Annotated in this window: 16 protein-coding genes, 1 tRNA gene and 2 pseudogenes; 9 read left to right on the top strand and 10 right to left on the bottom strand. The window is 71.5% G+C overall.

The annotated features are described in order from the left end of the window. Positions 1-27 precede the first annotated feature (27 nt). Together ABGB05_RS03300 and ABGB05_RS03295 are read left to right on the top strand one after the other, a co-directional pair. On the top strand, positions 28-543 hold the full coding sequence (locus tag ABGB05_RS03300) for an MSMEG_6728 family protein (RefSeq protein ID WP_347651604.1): 516 nt from the start codon (positions 28-30) through the stop codon (positions 541-543). Between the two features lie 27 nt (positions 544-570). After that, positions 571-1,998, top strand: a pseudogene (locus ABGB05_RS03295) (FAD-dependent oxidoreductase); the annotation flags it as partial. A 16-nt stretch (positions 1,999-2,014) separates the two neighbouring features. On the opposite strand, the gene ABGB05_RS03290 reads toward ABGB05_RS03295, so the two are convergent. Next, on the bottom strand, positions 2,015-2,254 hold the full coding sequence (locus ABGB05_RS03290) for a hypothetical protein (RefSeq protein WP_347651603.1): 240 nt from the start codon (positions 2,252-2,254) through the stop codon (positions 2,015-2,017). Positions 2,255-2,340: 86 nt separating this feature from the next. Beyond that, positions 2,341-3,528, bottom strand: a complete 1,188-nt coding sequence (gene lhgO, locus ABGB05_RS03285) for an L-2-hydroxyglutarate oxidase (protein WP_347651602.1) — start codon at positions 3,526-3,528, stop codon at positions 2,341-2,343. A gap of 274 nt (positions 3,529-3,802) precedes the next feature. On the opposite strand from lhgO, the gene ABGB05_RS03280 reads away from it, so the two are divergent. The 3 genes and pseudogenes from ABGB05_RS03280 to ABGB05_RS03270 form a co-directional block, all read left to right on the top strand. Then, complete coding sequence (locus ABGB05_RS03280; protein ID WP_347651601.1) at positions 3,803-4,375, top strand: hypothetical protein; 573 nt, start codon at positions 3,803-3,805, stop codon at positions 4,373-4,375. A 3-nt stretch (positions 4,376-4,378) separates the two neighbouring features. Then, positions 4,379-4,687 carry a hypothetical protein gene (locus ABGB05_RS03275; protein ID WP_347651600.1) on the top strand — a complete coding sequence of 103 codons (309 nt, stop codon included), beginning with the start codon at positions 4,379-4,381 and terminating at the stop codon, positions 4,685-4,687. A gap of 387 nt (positions 4,688-5,074) precedes the next feature. After that, positions 5,075-5,260: pseudogene (locus ABGB05_RS03270) on the top strand (hypothetical protein); the annotation flags it as partial. A 168-nt stretch (positions 5,261-5,428) separates the two neighbouring features. Here the strand turns inward: ABGB05_RS03270 and ABGB05_RS03265 are convergent. Next, positions 5,429-5,860, bottom strand: coding sequence for a helix-turn-helix transcriptional regulator (locus ABGB05_RS03265; RefSeq protein WP_347651599.1), 432 nt, complete (start codon positions 5,858-5,860; stop codon positions 5,429-5,431). A 134-nt stretch (positions 5,861-5,994) separates the two neighbouring features. Continuing rightward, positions 5,995-6,071: transfer RNA gene (locus ABGB05_RS03260), tRNA-Thr, on the bottom strand. A gap of 324 nt (positions 6,072-6,395) precedes the next feature. Between ABGB05_RS03260 and ugpC the strand changes: the two genes are divergently transcribed. Continuing rightward, the gene (ugpC, locus tag ABGB05_RS03255; protein WP_347651598.1) at positions 6,396-7,487 is read left to right on the top strand and encodes a sn-glycerol-3-phosphate ABC transporter ATP-binding protein UgpC; all 1,092 of its coding nucleotides are present in this window, start codon (positions 6,396-6,398) and stop codon (positions 7,485-7,487) included. Positions 7,488-7,741: 254 nt separating this feature from the next. After that, a complete protein-coding gene (locus ABGB05_RS03250) occupies positions 7,742-9,100 on the top strand; it encodes a family 16 glycosylhydrolase (protein ID WP_347651597.1) in 1,359 nt (452 codons plus the stop codon). Positions 9,101-9,282: 182 nt separating this feature from the next. On the opposite strand, the gene ABGB05_RS03245 is transcribed toward ABGB05_RS03250, so the two are convergent. The 6 genes from ABGB05_RS03245 to ABGB05_RS03220 form a co-directional block, all read right to left on the bottom strand. Then, positions 9,283-10,665 carry a pectate lyase gene (locus tag ABGB05_RS03245; protein WP_347651596.1) on the bottom strand — a complete coding sequence of 461 codons (1,383 nt, stop codon included), beginning with the start codon at positions 10,663-10,665 and terminating at the stop codon, positions 9,283-9,285. A 255-nt stretch (positions 10,666-10,920) separates the two neighbouring features. Then, the gene (locus ABGB05_RS03240) at positions 10,921-12,150 is read right to left on the bottom strand and encodes a Gfo/Idh/MocA family oxidoreductase (RefSeq protein ID WP_347651595.1); all 1,230 of its coding nucleotides are present in this window, start codon (positions 12,148-12,150) and stop codon (positions 10,921-10,923) included. Beyond that, positions 12,147-13,604: a mannitol dehydrogenase family protein gene (locus ABGB05_RS03235; RefSeq protein WP_347651693.1), complete on the bottom strand. Its 1,458-nt coding sequence runs from the start codon at positions 13,602-13,604 to the stop codon at positions 12,147-12,149. The genes ABGB05_RS03240 and ABGB05_RS03235 overlap by 4 nt, the downstream gene beginning before the upstream one ends. Before the next feature lie 89 nt (positions 13,605-13,693). Further along, positions 13,694-15,004 carry an enolase C-terminal domain-like protein gene (locus ABGB05_RS03230; RefSeq protein WP_347651594.1) on the bottom strand — a complete coding sequence of 437 codons (1,311 nt, stop codon included), beginning with the start codon at positions 15,002-15,004 and terminating at the stop codon, positions 13,694-13,696. 61 nt (positions 15,005-15,065) lie between these two features. Beyond that, entirely contained in the window at positions 15,066-16,493 is a 1,428-nt protein-coding gene (gene uxaC, locus ABGB05_RS03225) for a glucuronate isomerase (protein ID WP_347651593.1), read from the bottom strand. A 104-nt stretch (positions 16,494-16,597) separates the two neighbouring features. Next, the gene (locus ABGB05_RS03220) at positions 16,598-17,926 is read right to left on the bottom strand and encodes a Gfo/Idh/MocA family oxidoreductase (protein WP_347651592.1); all 1,329 of its coding nucleotides are present in this window, start codon (positions 17,924-17,926) and stop codon (positions 16,598-16,600) included. Positions 17,927-18,214: 288 nt separating this feature from the next. Here ABGB05_RS03220 and ABGB05_RS03215 point away from each other — a divergent pair, with 288 nt between their 5' ends. Together ABGB05_RS03215 and ABGB05_RS03210 are read left to right on the top strand one after the other, a co-directional pair. Further along, positions 18,215-19,345 carry a LacI family DNA-binding transcriptional regulator gene (locus ABGB05_RS03215; RefSeq protein WP_347651591.1) on the top strand — a complete coding sequence of 377 codons (1,131 nt, stop codon included), beginning with the start codon at positions 18,215-18,217 and terminating at the stop codon, positions 19,343-19,345. A 19-nt stretch (positions 19,346-19,364) separates the two neighbouring features. Then, positions 19,365-20,711 carry an ABC transporter substrate-binding protein gene (locus ABGB05_RS03210; RefSeq protein WP_347651590.1) on the top strand — a complete coding sequence of 449 codons (1,347 nt, stop codon included), beginning with the start codon at positions 19,365-19,367 and terminating at the stop codon, positions 20,709-20,711. Positions 20,712-20,724: the final 13 nt, after the last annotated feature.

Below are 20,724 nucleotides of genomic sequence, written 5' to 3'. Positions count from 1 at the left end.
ACGCCGTTCAGGGGGTAGTCGCGCCGGGTGCAGACGTTCCTGCCGTACCCGAACTTCCGGGACAGCGCCCGGACCCTGGACCAGCGGCGGCTCGGCAAGCAGCGGGTCGAGGCGCTGCAGGTGCTGCGCGGCCTGACCCGTCCCGGGTACGGCTGGCGGCACCACCCGGCGGTCAAGATGTGGGCCGGGTACGAGGAGGCGTTGGTCCGCTACGGCCTGGACATCTGCGACGAGTGGTGTTCGACCGGCCGGGCGGACACCTGCGCCGGCACGCTCGTCGCCGACCTCGCCGCCGGTTGCGGTCTGACCGAGGTACGTCAGCAGGACGAACTCGTCGAAGCGGGCGAGGTGCCGCCCTGGCTCGGCCGGGAGGACCTGCACCTGAGCCACCGCTCGTCGCTGCTGCGCAAGGATCCCGACCACTACGGGCGGCTCTTCGGCGACGTCCCGCCCGACCTGCCGTACGTCTGGCCGGACTCGGACCGGCCACCCCGCTGCCGCGACGACGCCTCCGCCGCCCCGGCGGACCCGGCGGTCCGGTAGGCAGGCGTGTCCGAGACGGTCGACGTCCTGGTGGTCGGTGGCGGGGTCGCCGGCATCTGCGCGGCGGTGCTGCTCGCCGAACGGGGCGTACCGGTGACCGTCCTGGAGGGACGGCCGACGCTCGGCGGGCGCCTCGACACCACCCCGGTCACCCTCGCCGACGGCACCGTCCAGCCGGTCGACCACGGCTTCCACGCGTTCTTCCGGCAGTACCACAACCTGCGGGCCCTGCTGCGGCGGATCGATCCGACGCTCGGACTGCTCCGGCCCGTACCCGGTTATCCGGCGTTGCACCGGAGCTGGCCGGCCGAGGAGTTCGGCCGGCTGCCGGCCGCCCCGCCGTGGAACGTGCTCGCCCTGCTGCTGCGCAGCCCCAGTTTCCGGCTGCGGGACCTGCGCCGGATGGACGGCCGGGCGGCGCTGCCGCTGCTGGCGTACCACCCGGAGCGGACCTTCGCCGAGTTGGACGGTACGACGGCGGCCGACCTGCTCGACCGGCTGCGGCTGCCGGACCGGGCGCGGGCGATGCTCTTCGAGGTCTTCTCGCACGCGTTCTTCAACCACGAGGCGGAGTTCTCCGCCGCCGAACTGGTGGCGAACTTCCACTTCTATTTCCTCGGCAACCCGGAGGGGCTGGCCTTCGACGCCCCGGACGCCGACTACCAGACGGCGATCTGGGCCCCGCTCACCGTCCACCTGCACCGGCACGGCGCGCAGCTCCACTGTGGTGCGCACGTCGAGGCGGTCCGCCCCGAGGGCTCCGGCTGGCGGGTGGCGACCGCCGACGGGACCGGGCACCGGGCCCGGTATCTGGTGCTCGCGGTCGACCCACCGGCCCTGACCCGGCTGCTCGGAAACTCACCGGAGCTGGCCGCCACGGCTCCGGTCCTCGCCCGCCGGGTGGCCCGGCTCGGGGTCGGACCGCCGTACGCGGTCGCCCGGTACTGGCTGGGCGGCGACGTGGCTCCGGACCGGGCGATCTTCAGCAGCGTCTCCCGGGAGCCGACCCTGGACTCGGTGACGCTCTACCACCGGCAGGAGGCGGCGTCGCGCCGCTGGGCGGCCGGCACCGGCGGGTCGGTCCTGGAACTGCACGCGTACGCCTGCCCGGAGGGTGTGCCCGCGCCGGAGCTGGCCGAACGGATGCGCCGGGAGCTGGCCGGGCTCTGGCCGGAGGTGGCGACATTGCCGGTACGCGACCTGCGGGCCCGGGTCGAACGGCAGGCCCCGGCGTTCCGGCCCGGCGACCACGCCGAACGCCCCGGGGTGGTCACCGACGCCGACGGAATCTGGCTGGCCGGCGACGGGGTCACCACCGACGTGCCGAGTGCGCTGCTGGAACGGGCGGCGGTGACCGGCTTCCAGGCCGCGAACCAGATCCTGCGTCGGCTCGGCGCGGCCACCGAACCGGTCCGGGCGATCCGTCGGTACGGCCTGCTCGCCCGCCGCCGCTGATCCAACGGTCTCCGGGTCAGGGCTCGCCGCCGGTTGCCGCCCAGCCGACGACGGCGAGGCAGAGCAGCAGCACGATGCCGCCCTTGCTGGTGGCGAGCCGGGTCAACGCCCAGGCAGCCTTCCGCATCCCGGGCAGGCTGGCCCGGGTCTTGCGGTAGTCGGCCCAGGCCCGCCTCGCCACCGCGTACGCGATGCCGACGACAACACCGAGCGTGACCCCGATCAGCAGGGTGGCGGCGGGCAAGGGGCGTTCCACCAGGTCAGTCTGACCCCGATGGGTTACCGCCGACCATCACCCGATGTAGTGAAGTACCCAGATGGATCACTGGGCTGACGGCCGGGTCAGCCCTTCGGCAGCCGGGCGACGATGTGCCGGGCGATCTCGAACGAACTGGTGGCGGCCGGCGACGGCGCGTTCAGGACGTGCACCTGCCGCTGCGCCTCGACGATGAGGAAGTCGTCGACCAGGCTGCCGTCCGGGCGGATCGCCTGGGCACGTACCCCGGATCCGGCCGGGACGATGTCGGCCTCGGTCAGTGCGGGGACGAGCCGGGCGAGGCTGGCGGCGAAGCGGCGGCGGGACAGCGACCGGGCCACCTCGGTCCACCCGTACCGGTGGTGTCGGCGGGCCAGTGCCCAGAGGCCCGGATAGCTGACCTGGTCCCAGAGGTCGCGCGGGTTGACCCGGAGCCAGGAGTAGCCCTCCCGGGCGGTGGCGAGTACGGCGTTCGGCCCGGCGTGCACCGTGCCGTCGATCATCCGGGTCAGGTGTACGCCGAGGAACGGGAACTGCGGGTCGGGCACCGGGTAGATCAGCCCGCGGACGAGGTCCCGGCGGGCCGGGACGAGTTCGTGGTACTCGCCCCGGAACGGCACGATCCGGACCGGTGGGTCGAGTCCGGCCAGCCGGGCCACCCGGTCGGCGTGCAGCCCGGCACAGTTGACCAGCACGTCGCCGGTCAGTTCTCCCGCCTCGGTGGTGACCCGTACCTCGCCGCCGGTGGTGTGGATTCCGGTGACCCGGGTGCTGGGCCGCAGGTCGGCGCCGCCGAGGGCGAGCAGGTCCGCGAGTCTCCGGCAGACCGCACCGAAGTCGACGATCCCGGTCGAGGCGACCCGCAGCGCGGCGACGGCGGCCACGTGTGGCTCGTACTCGTTCGCCTCGGCGGCGTCGACCAGGGTGACCGGCAGTCCGTTGGCGACGGCCCGCTGGTGGAGTTCGTGCAGTCGGGGCAGTTCGGTCGACTCGGTCGCGACGATGAGTTTGCCGCAGGTGGCGTACGGCAGTTCCTGCTCGGCGCAGAACCGCACCATCGAGGCGCTGCCGGCCCGGCACAGGGTCGCCTTGAGGCTGCCCGGTCGGTAGTAGACGCCGGCGTGGATCACCCCGGAGTTGTGTCCGGTCTGGTGGACCGCCCAGCCGGCTTCCTTCTCCAGCACGGTGACCTGGTCGCCCGGGCGGTCGAGTCGGAGCCGGTGTGCCACCGCCAGGCCGACGATGCCGCCGCCCACGATCAGGTATCTGGTCACCGCGTTCCCCCGGCCGGTCAGGTAGACGCCGATCGTAGAGCGACGGATCCATCGTCGTGGCGCCTGCGGGCGGCGCCCGGGCCGGTCGGGCGGCTGGTCCGCCGACCCCGGACACGAGACGTATTGCCTGGTCACAGCCGGTTTCTCGGCCCGGCGGGGATGGCACTGTCGGGTTGCCGACTGGCCGCTCCCCAGGGGCGGGGAACAGCACGAGTATCAATACTGCCTGGATCGCCCCAAATTGAGAAAATTATTCGTGTGCCCGGGAGGTCCGATGCCGACCTATGCCCAGCTCCAGGCGGAGACCTGGTGGGGACGGGAGCTGACCACGCCCGAACTCGCCTGGCTCGGCGCCGAACTGTGCCGACGTACCGGACGGCCCCGGGGCGCCTTCGGCACCAAGGGCGACAACAACCACCTGCGCGGCGCCCACCGCTCCCAGGAATGGATCCTCAAGTCCCGGTACGCCACGTCCCCGGACGTACACGGTGCAGACCGGCCTGACCGCGACCCAGGCCCGGCACATCGCCGGAGTCGACTTCACCCCCCGAGGGAGGAAGACGTGGACGACGCGACGATAGACAAGATCGCCACCCGTACCAAGACGAAGGTGCTGGTCGACTCCGGCATCCAGCAGTTGCTGTCCCGGGTGCAGCAGCTGACCGTGAGCCAGGCGGCACTGCTTGACGCGATGGGCCGGGACCCGACCGACGAACAGGCGATCATCGACGGCGTACTCTCCGGCCTCGGGGCCCGGAACCTGGACAGCGTCGCGGAGGCGCTCAAGACCGCGTTCGGGGACCGGGCGGCGGAACTGGCGGCGAAGCTGGGCACCCCGGCGAGTTGACGTGTGGGCGAACTGGCATCTCTGCTGCCGGCCGGCGGGTTCGGAGCCGTCGGCGTCGGCGGCCTGCTCGTCACGGTCGTCGCGTACCTGCTCAACGCCAACCGCGCCGACCGCAAGGAGTACCAGGAGGCGATCGACCGGGCGGAGAAGCGCGCGGACGACGCCGCCCGGCGTACCGACGCCGCCGAGCAGCGGGCCGAGGCGTTGCAACTGGCCGTCGACGAGGCCCGCCGGGCCCGCCGCGCGGCCGAGGACCGGCTCGCCCTGCTCGAACGTGAGATCGCCCGGTACCGCCCGGACAACCTGGCCTGAGTCTCCGGCCGCCGGCCCGACGCGGTCGGCAGCCCCGACGGGGGTGCGGCGATGACCGAGGCGGAGCGCGCGGTCAGCGATGACACGGTGGAGTTCCGGCGCCGGATGGACCAGCGGGTCCGACGCCGCTTGATCATCGTGGTGGTGGCGACCGCGTTGCTCGCCGCCGCCGGCGGCTGGGGTTGGGCGAGCCTGGGTCGACAGGCGGCGAGCGAACAGCAGCGCGCGGACAGCGCCGTCTCCGGCGCCGAACAGCTCTGCCAGCAGGTACGGCAGCTCGGCGGGGAGTGCGTGGTGGATCCGGCGAACCTGCGGGGCGAGCGGGGCCCGGCCGGGCCGGCGGGGCCACCCGGCCCGCCGGGGGTACCCGGGCTGGACGGACGCGACGGGCGTCCCGGGGCGACCGGGCCGCCGGGGCCGGCCGGACCACCCGGAGCGAACGGCGATCCGGGTGCGCCCGGCGGGACCGGGGCGGAGGGCCCGTCCGGGCCGCCGGGGCCGTCCGGGCCGGAGGGACCACCGGGCCCGGCAGGTGGGTCCGGTCCGCCGGGGGATCCCGGTCCGCCGGGGCCGGACTGCCCCACGGGTACGACGTTGCGCACGCTGGTCGTGGTGACGACCGAGGGTCCGGAGGAGATCGCCGCCTGCGTCACCGCCGTCGACGACCCGGCCGACTGAACAGGCCCGGCCGACTCGACTGGAGACCCGGAACCACATCGCACCGCAGCGCGGCCGGGTCCGCTACCGGCGGGCGCTGCCCGCACGCAGGGTCTCGATCGCCGCGACCTTCTCCGCCGGCGACGCCGTACCCTGCAGCACCGCGTCGATCGGGTCGCCACCCTGCCGCAATGCCCTGATAATGATGACCTTGAGGCTGTCCGGCCGGTCGAGCGCCAGTACCCAGTCGATGAGTTCCTCGGACCGCCCCGACCCGCCGGGCTCCTCGCCGGTCGCCAGGTAGTCCTCGATCGTGCCGGGCTGCCAGCCGAGCACCTTCTCGACCTTGCCGAGCGAGAACACCTTCACCCGCGCCCCGGATTCGACGTTGCGCCAGGTGACCGGGCTCATCTTCGCCCGCGCCGCGAGCCCCTCGATGGTCTCCCCCGCCTGGTGCCGCGCCTGCCGGACGAGCTGGCCGAGACGAATCCGGCGGGCCGCCGCCTGATCGGTCACTGGCTCCCCGTTCGATGTGGATCGTGGTCTGTTCCGGCGAGCCAAGGTTACTCAAGAGGCACTGGCAGGAACAGCGGGGGAACATGTGCGACGAACCCCCGACAGCTTTTCCATCCGCATGGCGGGGAGATTGCTGGAGCCCCCGGTCGGACTCGAACCGACGACCACTCGCTTACAAGGCGAGTGCTCTGGCCAACTGAGCTACAGGGGCGCGCTGTCCGTGGTCAGCATAGCCACTGATCGCCTCGTACCACGTCCGGCACCGATTCCGACAGCCCGGGTTCCGCAAAACCTGGCGACGGTTGGCGACACAGCATCCCCAGATGCCCGAAATGTGGCGTCGGCTAGCTCCCAATGGGGGCACTGACCTTGGCATGTGAGAAAAACCCGTTTACCGTGGCGTGACGCGGATGACAACCAGGGGCTGCCCACAGCCGCCCGGGACGTCGCCGCAGGGCCGGTACGGCAACGTACCGGTCGCTCCTTCACTCGGATCGTCCGGCACGTTCCTGCCGGTGAAAGGAAGCGCTACACCATGGCTACGGTCACCTACGCGAAGGCCACCCGGATCTACCCGGGCACCCCGCGCCCCGCGGTCGACCACCTCGATCTGGAGATCGGCGACGGCGAGTTCCTCGTCCTGGTCGGCCCCTCCGGTTGCGGTAAGTCCACCAGCCTCCGGATGCTCGCCGGTCTGGAGGACGTCGACGACGGCTCGATCTTCATCGACACCCGCGACGTCACCCACCTGCCGCCGAAGGCCCGGGACATCGCGATGGTCTTCCAGAACTACGCGCTCTACCCGCACATGACCGTCTACGAGAACATGGCGTTCGCGCTCAAGCTCCGTAAGACCTCGAAGTCGGAGATCGACCGGCGGGTCAAGGAGGCGGCGGCCCTGCTCCAGCTCGAGGAGTACCTCGGCCGCAAGCCGAAGGCGCTCTCCGGTGGTCAGCGTCAGCGGGTCGCGATGGGCCGGGCGATCGTCCGCGAGCCGCAGGTCTTCCTGATGGACGAGCCGCTGTCCAACCTGGACGCCAAGCTCCGGGTGCAGACCCGTACCCAGATCGCGACCCTGCAGGCCAAGCTCGGCGTCACCACGGTCTACGTCACCCACGACCAGGTCGAGGCGATGACCATGGGCCACCGGGTGGCGGTCATGCTCGACGGCGTGCTCCAGCAGGTGGACACCCCGCGTGCGCTGTACGACAGCCCGTCCAACGTCTTCGTCGCCGGCTTCATGGGCTCGCCGGCGATGAACATCAAGACCGTCCCGCTGACCGACGCGGGCGCTGTCTTCGCCGACCTGACCGTGCCGCTCAGCCGCGAGCAGGTCGCCGCCGCCCAGGCGGAAGGCGGCAACGGCAAGGTTGTCGTCGGCTTCCGTCCCGAGGACTGCGACCTGGTGTCGCAGAGCGAGGGCGGCCTGGCGGTGGTCGTCGAGCTGGTCGAGGACCTCGGCTCGGACGCCAACATCTACGGCCACGCCACCATCGACGGCGTCTCCGAGCGGTTCGTGGTCCGCACCGACCGCCGGAGCATGCCGAACATGGGCGAGACCGTGTACGTGAAGCCGCGTACCGGCCGCCACCACGCGTTCCACGCCGCGACCAAGAACCGGATCTGACTCCGGTACGGCTGAACCGAGCGCCCTGACGGGGCGGTCGCCTCCACCGAGGCGGCCGCCCCGTTACCCTTTCTCGACCTTGACAGTCCTCGATCGCCGGCCCGCCGCGACCTCCGGTTCTGCCGGATCGACCGGACCGGATGCCGCGCACCGGCCGCCGGGGCCGATCTTCGCCCCCACGGGACACCGATCCGCCGTTACGGTTGTCGATCAACCGGGGCGACGAACGCTCCGGCGATCGGAAGGAAACCGACGTGCGTACCACACGGGGATGGTCGGTCGGCGGCCTGGCCGCGACGACCATGGTGACAGTGCTGCTGTCCAGCGCGACCGGGCCCGCTCGGGCCGACCAGACGAACACCCGACAGGCCAGCGGCTCCGCCGCCGCGGCGGCGACGACCGCGACCTTCGGCGCCACCGCCGACACCACCTACACCCCCGTCAGCGCCGACGGCGACAACGGGGTCAAGACGACCCTGGCGTCGTGCCCGCAGTCCTGTGAGGGCAATCCGAACGGGGAACGGCAGCCGGCGCTGGCGTTCACCGTGCAGGGCCTGCCCGCCAACGCGACGAATATCCGCGCCGCCCTGGAGCTCTACTCCTGGCAGGCGTTCTCGGCCGGCACCACCGTCCACCGGGCGACCGGCAGCGCGGCCGGCCCCGGCACCTGGGCGAACCGGCCGACCCTGGGCGCCGCTCTGGCGACCCGGGCCAGCGTGGCCGTCGGATACAACAGCTGGGACGTCTCGACGGCGGTGACCGGCAACGGCGACTACACGTTCGCACTGCGCCAGTCGACGTACAACAACCGGGTGTACTGGCCCTCCCGGGAGCACCAGACGACCTCGATCCGGCCACGGCTGGTCGTCAGCTACGACACCGCCGTCGACCCCTGGCAGCTGGTCTGGTCGGACGAGTTCAACGGAACCGCCCTGGACACCGCGAAGTGGGACGCCCGCAACAACGCCTACACCGACTACGACCTGCCCTGCATCACCAACCGTCCGGAGAACGTCTTCGTCTCCGGCGGCAACCTGACGCTGCGGGTCCGCAAGGAGCAGTACGCCTGCGGTGGCGGCGGTACGAAGCAGTACACGACGGCCTACCTGGCGACCGACAAGACGAACCAGACCTTCACCTACGGGCGCTTCGAGATGCGGGCCAAGTCGCCGACCGGTCCGACCAACTCGAAGGGGCTGTGGCCGGCGTTCTGGATGCGTCCGCAGACCGGCGGCAACGGTGAGATCGACGTGGTCGAGCTGCAGGGCGGCGCGCAGTACTACCGGACTCCCGTCCAGGCGATCTTCTACAGCTACCAGCCGCAGGTCAAGCAGGACCACCGGTACGCCATGCCGACCGGTCACCCGGCCGACGGTTTCCACACCTACACCACGGAGTGGGAGCCGGACGCCATCCGCTGGTACGTCGACGGGGTACAGGTCTGGGAACGGACCCCGGCCACCACGCCGTGGTTCGACGAGGTCTTCCACAAGCCGTACCACCTGCGGTTGAACTTCCAGGTCGGCGGCTGGCTGGGTGATCCGGACGCGACCACCGTGTTGCCGGCCGACTTCCAGGTCGACTACATCCGGGTCTACCAGCGGACGTCCTGACCCGCCGGAACTGAGCAATGCCCGGCAAGCGGGCCGGGTGCGGTGACCGGTAGGCGTGCCGGACCACGACCGACGCGGACCGTCATCGGGGACGACAGGTCGGCGCGGTGCCGCCCCGAGGGGTGACACCGCGCCGGTCCGTTGACGTGGCCGCACCGCGCACGACGGGCGCGGGCCGGGGATCAGACCAGCAGTCGACCGGCGCCGGCGAGGGTCTGCACGACCAGCGGCACCAGCGGAGCCGGCAGCACCGGCCCGGCCCGCAGCGTCGGCCGCCAGCCGGCGTCCGCGCCCAGGTCGGGGTCGTGTTCGGCGTTGTACGCGGCGAGCAGGCTGACCGGACGGGCCGGCCGCTTACCGGTACGCACCCAGTTGCCGTGCTCGGTCAGCGCGGTGCCACCCCAGTCGTGGAGCAGGTCCGCCGCGTTGATCCCGTCGTCGAGGGTGAAGTGGTTGTGCTCGGCGACGATCGCCGACCGGACCCCGACACCCAGCGCGTAGCCGAAGCCGTCGCCGGCCAGCCGGTAGGCGTTGTTGTAGATGTCGACCTGGCCGAACCGTACCCGGGGCAGCCGCTGCATCGTGCCGTCGAAGAGGTTGTGGTGCAGGGTCACGTTCAGCCGGCCGACATCCGGGCCGACCGTGTTCGACGACCCGATCAGCATCACCTTGTCCCGGGCCACGAACCTGTTGTACGAGGCCGTCACCAGGCTGGCGGTGTGGGTGATGTCCAGCGAGCCGTCGTGCACCATGTACGGGCGTCCGAAGTGGACCGGCAGGCCGCTGTCCGGGTTGTCGCCGTCGGTGAACGTGTTGTGGTCGACCCAGACGTTCTCGCTGCGGCGTACCGACATCAGGTCGAACTGGGAGTTCCAGTTCCCCGCCTCCCCGTCCGTCGGCGACCAGGCCGGGAAACAGTCCCGGGCGTCGGCGAGGTGCAGGTTGCGGACGATGACGTTGTCGGCACCGTCGACCATCAGGGTCAGTCCGCGCAGCACCGCCCCGCGCAGTCCGACGATTGTGGTGTTCGGGCCGACGTTGATCTGGGTCTGCCGGGTCTGGTTCGCCACCGACCGGACCCGGGCCTCCTCCAGCGGGCCGGACGGGTTGACCCGGCCCCAGGTCGTCGGGTCGTACGCGGCCAGGTACGCGTCCAGCGTGTACTCCGGATCGGCCAGGTCGGCGCAGCCCAACAGTCGCCCGTCCGGGCCCTCGAAACCGTCGACGAGTCCCCGGACGTAGATGATTTTGTGGGTGGCGTTGCTCCGGTTGGTGGCGTTGTCACCGCCCAGCGCGTCGACCAGCCCGGTCCGGGTGGTAACCACGTGCACCTGGTCGGACGTGGCGCCGGATCCGCCGGTGGTGCCGGGCCCGGCGGCGGCCCACCCGTCACGGGGCGACAGTGTCTGCCGGCCCAGCAGTCGATCTCCCCAGGACAGCGAATCCAGGTCCGAATGGCCGCCGTGGCCGCCGGTCGCGACGGCGGGACCGGGCGCCACCAGGGCCCCGGAGGCCAGCACGACCAGGCTGCCGACCACGGCGGCGGCCCACCTCGTTGATCGCATCGCATTCTCCGCGTCTGTCTACCGTCTGCCGGACTGTCGTAACGAATACGAAATCCTCTTGCCACAGAACGGTAGGCATCAGCACTGAGGAGAGTCAATGAACGACGTTTGCAGATATGTTGCAGAGAATAGACACAATGGCCATCGGCCCGGCGACGCACTGCCGAGAAGAGAGATATTGGGTCTGATTTCTACCGGTCAGATTCCCTCGCGATTTGCAGCCCGTACGCGATTGTCACGCAGTACGCCCGTACCTCATTCACCACCCGCACCCCCGTCCGGCACCGCCCGGTGCGGCTTGACCGCCCACGGCACCGACAACTCCGACAGCAGCGCCAGTTCGGCGGCGGCCCGGCGCAGCACCGCGTTGACCCCCCGGATGGTGACCACCCGGTCCGCGCCCTCCCCGCTCGCCACCACCCGCTCGCCGTCGACAAGCGCCGGTTCCGGGGCCGCCTGGACCACCTCCACCAGCGCGGTGAACCCGGCGGTACGCGCCAACGGCGCGATCAGCGGCACGCCGGCCGGATCGGCCCGGTGGTCGAGCAGGTTCTCCAGCAGTCCGGTCCGACCCGGCACCTCCTGGGGCGCCGGATCACCGGGCAGCAGCAGCCGGTCCGTCGGGTACTCCAACACCGCCCGACCCGCCGTACCGTGCACGATCACCTCGCCGGCGACGAAGTCCTCACCGGCCAACGTCACCGCCGCCACCACCGGCAGTCCGCAGCCGAGGGTCAACCGCAGCGCGGCCGTGTCGTCGACCTCGATCGTCGGCCGGACCCGGTACCGTTCCAGCTCGACCTGCACCGGCCAGTCCGGCGCCACCCCCTCCGGAGCCGGCGTGACGAGGCCGGCGGCCACCGCGACCGAGCCGACGGCAAGCGACTGCATCACCGCGTGCGCCAACGGGTTGACCAGCACCCCGTCCAGCACCGGCCGCCCGTTCACGGTACGCCGACCGGCCCACGGGGCCCGCGCGTAGTAGCCGTCGGTCCGCTGCCAGGACGCCACCGTCGAGATCCCGGTGATCCGGCCCAGCCGGCCGTCGGCGACCGCGGTCGACAACTCGGCAAGCGCCGCCGACCCGAGCGCCTGGAACCCGACCTGGCAGACCCGGCCCGTCTCGGCCAACGCGGCGGCGAGTTCCCGGTGCTCGGCGAGGGAGAGCACCGGCGGCTTCTCCAGCAGCAGATCCGCGCCGGCCCGTAGTGCGGCCAGCGCGATCGGCAGGTGGGTGTGCGGCGGGGTGCAGATCACCACCACGTCCGGCCGGACCGTCGCCAGCATCTCGACATGGTCGGTGAAGACGGCGGTCCCGGGCGGGACCGGCGCGTCCGGTGCCGCCTCCACCGGCCGTACGTCGACCAGGGCGACCAGGTCGAGCCGGCCGGCGGCCTGCAGTTCCGCGATGATCCGGCGGTGCCAGCGGCCGTGGCCGCTCGCCCCGACCAGCGCCACCCGGGGTGCCGTATTCCCGCCGCTCATGCTGTACCCCCCGCCAGAGTCTTCTCCACGCCGTACCGGTCCAGGGCGGTCAGCCACTCGACCACCAGGTCCCGGACCTCGTCGTCGTCGGCCAGCGTCGCCGGGAACACCTCGGTCAACCCGAACAACGCGGTCGCCACCCCCTCCGGGGTCGACCTCGCCTCGGCCAGCGCCGCCCGGATCCGCCCGGCGAGCGGGTCGTCCAACGGCAGCGTCGTACCGTCGTCGGCCCGGCCCTGGACGAACCGCATCCAGGCCGCGACCACCAGCGTCGCCCAGCGTGGCCGGGCCCCGGCGGCCCGCAGGTCACCGATGGTGTGCAGCACCCGCTGCGGCAGCTTCTGCGAACCGTCCATGGCGATCTGGATGGTGCGGTGCCGGATCACCGGGTTGGCGAACCGGGTCAGCACCTCCTCGCCGTAGTCGACGACCGAGACCCCGTCCGGCGGGCGGAAACTCGCCGCCACGTCCTCGGCGACCAGCCGGCGCAGCACCGTGGCCAGGTGCGGGATCCGCAACGCCTCCGCGATGGTCTCCCGGCCGGCGAGCGCGCCGAGGTAGGCGGCGGCCGAGTGCAGGCCGTTCAGGGTCCGCAGCTTCAGGCTCTCCCACGGACGGGCGTCGTCGGTGAGCACTGCCCCGGCCCGTTCCCAGGCGGGCCGGCCGCCCGGGAAGTCGTCCTCGATCACCCACTGCCGGTACGGCTCGGCGGCCACCGCCGCCAGGTCGGCGACCCCGAGCGCCTGTTCCGCGTCGGCCAGGGTCTGCGGCGTGCTCGCCGGCACGATCCGGTCGACCATCGTGCCGGGATAGCTCAGGTTCTCCCGCAGCCAGTCGGCGATCCGCTCGGACCGGCCGCCGGCGCCGGAGCTGACCAGCCGCAGCGCCTCACCGACCAGACGGTGCAGCAGCTTCCCGTTCGACGGCAGGTTGTCGCAGCTGACCAGCGCCAACGGGCCAGCCTCGGCGACCGCCCGGGCGAGCAGGCCACGGACCAGCAGGCCGGGCACCGTCCGGGGCGGTCGGTCGCTGGTCAGGTCGGCGAGCAGTTCGTCGTCCGGCCGCAGCCGCCCGGTCGCCGGGTCGAGCTGGTACGCCTTCTCGGTCACCGTCAGGGTCACCACCCGGATCGCCGGGTCGGCGAGCAGCGCCACCACCCCGGCCGGGTCACCGGCGGCGTGCCGGATCCCGGCCAGCGCGCCGACCACCCGGGTCCGGTTGCCCTCGCCGGAGGTGCTGGTGACGCTGAACAGGCCGTCCTGGTCGGCGAGCGTGCGTACGGTGTCGAGGCTGCGGGGCGCCACCCCGACGATGCCCCAGTCGCCACCGGCGGCGGCGACCGCCTCCTCCGTGTAGACCGCCTGGTGGGCGCGGTGGAACGCGCCCAGTCCGAGGTGCACGATGCCGGCCGGTACGTCGCCGGGACGCAGCAGCGGACGGCTCTGGACCGGCACCCGGGCCAGGCTGCCGAGGCTGAGCCGGGGCGCACCCGTCGACCCGGCGCCCGTCGACCCGGCGCCCGTCGACCCGGTCGGGTCGGCGGTCACCGCCATACCGGGCCGTCCGGGAAGGCGTACTCGGCGATCGACTCCGGCTTCATCGTCGAGCTGTAACCGGGCTGCTCGGGCAGCAGGTAACGCCCGTCGCGGGTGCGGACCGGGTCGACGAAGTGCTCGTGCAGGTGGTCGACGTACTCGACCATCCGGCCGTCGAGCGAGGTGCCGACCCGCAGATAGTCGAAGATCGCCAGGTGCTGGACGTATTCGCAGAGGCCGACGCCGCCAGCGTGCGGGCAGATCGGCACCCCGAACTTCGCCGCCATCAGCATCACCGACAGCACCTCGTTGACCCCGCCGATCCGGCAGGCGTCGATCTGGCAGACCCGGATCGCCTCCGCCTGCATCAGCTGCTTGAAGATGACCCGGTTCGCCGCCACCTCGCCGGTGGCGACCCGGCAGCGTCCGCCGGAGAGTTCGGCCACCGCCTTCGCGATCCGGGCATGCCCGAGTACGTCGTCCGCGTGCGTCGGCTCCTCGATCCAGTACGGGTCGAACTCGGCCAGCCGCGCCATGTTGGCGATCGCCTCGTCGACGTCCCAGACCTGGTTGGCGTCCATCATCAGCAACGCGTCCGGGCCGATCTCCTCGCGGATGATCCGCGCCCGGCGTACGTCGTCGGAGACCGGGCCGCCGACCTTCATCTTCATCGCCCGCCACCCCTGGGCGTACGCCTCGCGGGTCAGCGCCCGGACCTTGTCGTCCGGGTAGCCGAGCCAACCCACGGACGTGGTGTACGACGGGAAGCCGTCCCGGTCCAGTTCGGCGATCCGGTCGGCGAGCCCGACCTGCCCCTTGTCGAGGATCGCAACCGCCTCGGCCGGGGTGAGCGCGTCGCTGATGTGGTGGAAGTCGACGTTGCGGACGAGTTCCTCGGTCGGCATCTCGGCGAGCAGCCGCCACAGCGGCACCCCGGCCAGCTTGGCCCGCAGGTCCCAGACCGCGTTCACCAGCGCGCCGGTCGCCATGTGGATGACGCCCTTCTCCGGCCCCAGCCAGCGCAGCTGCACGTCGGCGGTGAGCGAACGCCAGAACGCCACCGGCTCGGCGACGATCTCGTCGACCGTCTTCCCGACCACGTGGTGCGCCAGCGCCCGGATGGCCGCGCAGGTCAGTTCGTTGCCCCGGCCGTTGGTGAAGGTGAAACCGGCACCGAAGGTCCCGTCCGGCGCGTCGGTACGCAACTCGACGTAGCTGGCGGAGTAGTCGCCCCGGTTGATCGCGTCCGAGCCGTCCCCGGCCGCCGCGGTCGGAAACCGCACGTCGTGTACGTCGATCCCGGTGATGGTCACGGTCACTGGTTGAACCTTTCGTTCCCGACTGCGGGACTCACTCGCTGCGCTCGCTCATTCCTCGCACTCACTGGCTGTCGCTCCCGAGCTTGAAGACCTTCTTGGGCAGGTGGTACGCGAGGTCGACGATGGTCTCGGCGGCCTCGTCCAGCGGCAGCCGGTCCTCGGCGACGAGCCGGGCCAGGAAGCCGGCGTCGATCCGCCGGGCCACGTCGTGGCGTACCGGGATCGAGCAGAACGCCCGGGTGTCGTCGACGAAGCCGGCGGTGTTGTAGAAGCCGGCGGTCTCGGTGACCGCCTCCCGGAACCGGCGCAGCACCTCCGGCGAGTCCAGGAACCACCAGGGTGCGCCGAGGTAGAGCGCGGCGTAGCCGCCGGCCAGCGGGGCCAGTTCCCGGGTGAAGGTGTACTCGTCGAGGGTGTAGACCACCAGCCGCAGCCGGGGATCGTTGCCGTACGCGTCGAGCAGCGGGGTCAGCGCGTGCAGGTACTCGGTCGCCTGCGGGATGTCGCCGCCGACGTCCCGGCCGTGCCGCTGGTAGAGCCACCGGTTGTGGTTGCGGACCGCACCCGGGTGCAGCTGCATCACCAGACCGTCCTCGATGGACATCCTGGCGAACTCGACGAGCATGTGTGCCCGGAACGCCTCGGCGTCCTCCGGGGTCGCCTCGCCCCGCAGGCCGCGCTCGTACAGGGTGGCCGCCTCGGCGTCGCCGAGCCGCAGCGTCAACGCGGTCAGGTGCCCGTGGTCGGTCGAGGTGGCGCCGGCGGCGATGAACGCCTCCCGGCGCCGACGCAGCGCGGCGAGGTAGCCGGCGTACCGTCCGGTGTCCTCGCCGGCGATCTCGCCGAGCCGGGCGACGTTGTCGGCCCAGCCGTCGAACTCCATGTCGACGACGTTGTCCGGCCGGAAGCTGGTGATCACCCGGCCGCCCGGCCCGCCCCAGCCGTCGGCGGCGAGTTTGGCGTGCCGGCCGAGGTCGTCCAGCGGCGACTCGGTGGTGGCCAGCACCTCGATGTTGAAGCGGTCGAACAGCGCCCGGGGCCGGAACTCCGGCTGGACGAGCTGGTCCGCGATCGCGTCGTAGATCTCGTCCGCGGTCGCCGGGGAGAGCCGGGTGGTGACCCCGAAGACGTTGCGGAACGTCTCCTCCAGCCAGAGCCGGGACGGGGTGCCCCGGAACAGGTGCCAGTGCGCGGCGAAGCGTCGCCAGATGGTCCGCCCGTCGGTTTCCACCGGGTCGCCGTTGACCGCCGGCACCCCCAGGTCGGCCGGCGGCACCCCCTGGCTGAGCAGCATCCGGGTCACGTAGTGGTCCGGCACGATGATCAACTGCGCCGGGTCCGGGAACGCCACGTCGTCGGCGAGGATGCGGGGGTCCACGTGCCCGTGCGGCGAGATCAGCGGCCGGTCCCGGACCAGCGCGTACAACTCACGGGCGATCGCCCGCTGGCTCGGTTCGGACGGGAAGAGCAGGTCGGGCCGGTCGGTCACCAGGGACTCCTTGGGCTCGTCGAGGGTCTGCGGAAGGGCCCTTCCTGTCGTCGGGGCGGTCGCCGGTGCTGCCGAAGGGCCCCTCCTGACAGGCGGGGGAGGGTTCAGGAGACGGTCAGCAGGTCGGCGACCCGTACCGGCTGACCGGTCTCGAAGGACCGGTTCGCGGCCAGCCCGGTGAGCAGGGCGAGGGCGCCGTCCCGGGCGGTGGCGGCCCGGCCCATCGGGTCGACGTGCCCGCCGAACAGCACCGCCGTCATCCGGGCGTCCGCGCCGCCGTGTCCGCCCCGGGTGTAGCCGGTGACCGGCACCTCCCGCGACCGCTCCCAGAAGGGGTGCACGGTGAGTCGGGCGTGCCCCTCCTCCACGGCGGCCTCGGTGCCGTGCAGGGCGGCGCCCTTCAGTTCGCCGGCCGCCCGCCGGGAGACGAAGTCGTTCTCCACCACTTCCAGTTCGAGCCGGCCCCGGCTGCCGTTGAACATCACCCGGTAACCCTCCCACGGGGCGTACGCGGTGAGGTGGTACGTCATGGTGGCGCCGGTGGAGTAGCGGGCCAGCACCGACATGTCGTCCTCGATGGTGACGCCGGGGGCGAAGACGTTCTGGTCGCGGTGGTAGCCGTCCTCGGCCTCCGCCTCCAGGTACAGCTCGCGCAGCCGGGGGTGGTCGGCGAGGTGCAGCGCGAACGGGTCGTCGGCGGCCTCCGGGGCGCCGTGCGCCCGGTCGTAGTCGCGGGCGTAGCCGTGCCGCTTGCCGTTCTCGCCGTAGAAGAAGAGCCGACCGGAGGCGTAGACCTCCTCCGGAGTGGCGTCCAACCACCAGTTGACCAGGTCGAAGTGGTGGCTGGCCTTGTGCACCATCAGGCCGCCGGAGTTCGCCTTGTCCCGGTGCCAGCGGCGGAAGTAGTCGGCGCCGTGCCGGACGTCGAGCAGCCACTCGAAGTGCACCGAGCCGACCTCGCCGATGGTGCCCTCGGCGAGCACCTCGCGGACCTTCTCGTGCAAGGGGTTGTAGCGGTAGTTGAAGGCGACCGAAACTTTACGGCCGGTTTCGGCCACGGTACGCAGGATCCGCTCGCACCGCGTCACGTCGGTGGTCATCGGCTTCTCGGTGACCACGTCGCGGCCGGCCCGCAGCGCGGTCACGATGTACTCGTCGTGGGTCCGGTCCACGGTGGTCACCAGGACCACGTCGACGTGTTCCTTCTCCAACATGGTCTCGAACTCGCCGGCCGGGTACGTCGGCACCGGGTCGAAGCCCAGCTCGGCGAGCCAGCCGTTGTGGGCGTTCATCCGGGTCTGGTTGACGTCGGCGAAGGCGACGAGTTCGGCGGTGCCCGGGTGGTCGAGGACCAGGGCCCGGACGAACATCTCGGCGCGGGCTCCCGTGCCGACCAGAGCGAATCGTTGGGGCCTTCCAGCTGTTCCGGACATCCCGGTTGCCTCCGAGGGACTGCAAAGGTTTGCAGCAGAAGTAACCACGGTCCCCCTGGTCGCGTCAACGAGTCGAGGCAAACCTGCGGTAGATGTCCCGGATTGCACCTATGGGCACACCCTGACGGCTGCGTACCGCAATACAGCCGTAACCGATGCCCGTTGACACCTGAGCAACCGTTTGCATTAATTGGCCAACCACAGTGACGGTGACCACAGCAGTCCGTAGTCACCACGCTGTCGACACCACATCGGACGGACCAGCCGGCAACCACGGAAGGGACTCGCGTGCCAGCCACCATTCGAGACGTCGCACGCGCCTCCGGGGTGCACATCTCCACCGTGTCGCGGACGTTCTCGGCCCCGCACCTGGTCAACCCGGAAACCCGCAACCGGGTGCTGGCCAGCGCCGAGAGCCTCGGCTACCGACCCAACCGGGCAGCCCGGGCGCTGATCACGGGGCGTACCCACAACATCGGTCTGATCATCGCCGACATCGCGAACCCGTTCTTCCCGCCCCTGATCAAGGCGGCGGAGAGCCAGGCCCGGCAGCGCGACTACCACATCTTCATCGCCGACACCAACGAGGACCCCGCGACCGAGGAGGATCTGGTACACGCCCTGGCCAAGCAGGTCGACGGCGTACTGCTCTGCAGCCCCCGGATGAGCAACAGCCTGATCGAGCAGCTCAGCCGCGAGGTGCCGCTGGTGGTGATCAACCGCCAGGTGACCGGGCTGCCGGCGGTGGTGATGGACGTCGGACAGGGCGCCCGGCTCGCGATCGAGCACCTGACCGGGCTCGGGCACCGCGACCTCGCCCTGCTCGCCGGGCCGCGCGGCTCGTGGACCAGCCGGGAGATCCGCCGGTCCGCGACGGCCGCGGCCCGCGCGGCGGAGGCGACCCTGACCGTGCTCGGCCCCAACCCGCCCACCGAGGACGGCGGGCTCGGCATGGCGGAACAGGTACGCCGTACCGGCGCCACCGCCGTGCTCACCTACAACGACCTGATGGCGATCGGCCTGATGGAAGGGCTCGACTCACTCGGGCTCAGGGTGCCACTGGACATCAGCGTGGTCGGGATCGACGACATCGCGCTGAGCCGGCTCACCCGCCCCAAATTGACGACGGTGGCCACGCCAACCGCGGCCGCCGGCCGGACGGCCGTCGACATGCTGCTCCAGCACGACGGCGCCGCATCCGCGCGCACCGGGCGTGGAAGGAGCGGCTCCACCGACGACCGTCGTACCACCGCACAGGTAACGCTCCAGACCGAACTGGTCATCCGCGACTCGACGGGCGTGGGTCCGGCGGCTCCCCTGCGCCGCTCCGGGCCGGCGGCACCAGCGGAACCGGGTCCGCACAGCCATCCGGACCCGGGTCACGCGGCCGCCGCCACCCCCGACGTTGTCGCCTCCTAACGCCAAGGAGTGAGCGCACATGCACCCCGCTTCATCCCCGACGGTCGACGCGCGAGCCGCGCGTGGCCACCGTACCCCTGGACGGCGAACCGGCCTGCTCCGCCGGCTCACCGCCGCGCTGGTCGCGGTCCCGCTCGTCCTCGGCGCCGCGGCCTGCGGCGGCGACGACGGCGGATCCGACGGCAAGACCGAACTGTCGATCTTCTGGTGGGGCGGCGAGGCACGGGCCAAGCTGACCGAGGACGCCCTCGCCCTCTACACCGCCAAGAACCCGAACGTCACCTTCAAGAAGACCTGGCAGGCCAACCAGGGTTACTTCGACAAGCTCGCCACCCTGACCGCCGGCGGCGACGCACCGGACATCTTCCAGATCGACGACAACTACCTCGCCGAGTACGCCGCCCGCAACACCACGCTCGACCTGACCGAGTACACGACCAACGGCAAGCTGGACGTCTCCAAGTTCCCGCCCAGCCTGCTGAACTACGGCAAGGTCGGCGGCAAGCTCGCCGGGCTGCCGTTCGGCGAGAACACCCAGGGCCTGGTCTACAACAAGAGCCTGCTGGCCAAGCACAACCTGCCGGAGCCGACCACCGGGATGAGCTGGGAGGAGCACATCGCCTGGGCGGAGAACGTCAGCAAGGTCGCCAAGATCCCCGGCACCCAGGACGCCAGCGCCAACTACATGGCGTTCTGGATCTGGCTGCGCCAGCAGGGCAAGGGCCTCTACCAGGGCAGCGACCTCGGCTTCACGGCCGAGGACGTGACCAAGTGGTTCGAGCTGTGGAAGGGTGCCCGGGACCGGGGCGCCACCCCCACCCCGGACGTGATCCACGAGGGCAACGAGACCAGCATCACCAAGCAGCTCGTGCTCACCGGCAAGGCGGCCACGTCGTGGGTCTGGGTCAACCAGATGCCGGAGATGAAGAAGAGCACCCAGGACGAGCTCGGTGTCATCGCCTTCCCGGGTGACCCCTCGGCCCAGTGGGCCCGCGCGTCGATGTACTTCAGCGCGTTCCGGGGCACCAAGCACAAGGACGCGGTGGTCGACGTCCTCAACTTCCTCGCCAACGACCCGGAGGCCGGCAAGATCCTCGGCACCGAGCGCGGGCTCCCGTCCAACCTCGACATCCGCAAGGCGGTGGCGGAAACCGTCACCGACGCGGCGATGAAGCAGTCGATCCAGGTCCAGGACGAGCTGGGCACCAAGTTCGGCCCCTCCTCGCCCGAGGTGCCGCTCAAGGGGCACAGCAAGATCCGGGAGGAGCTGAAGAAGGCCGCCGAGAGCGTGATCTACGGGCAGCAGACGCCGGCTCAGGCGGGCGCCGCGTTCGCCGAGTTCAGCAAGACCGCGATCGCGTCCTAGCCGAGACCGCGAG

Origin of the sequence: Plantactinospora sp. B5E13 (genome assembly GCF_039871775.1) — a bacterium.
Taxonomy (GTDB): domain Bacteria; phylum Actinomycetota; class Actinomycetes; order Mycobacteriales; family Micromonosporaceae; genus Plantactinospora.
The sequence above is the reverse complement of the archived record's forward strand: the minus strand, read 5'-3'. Positions and strand labels throughout refer to the sequence as shown.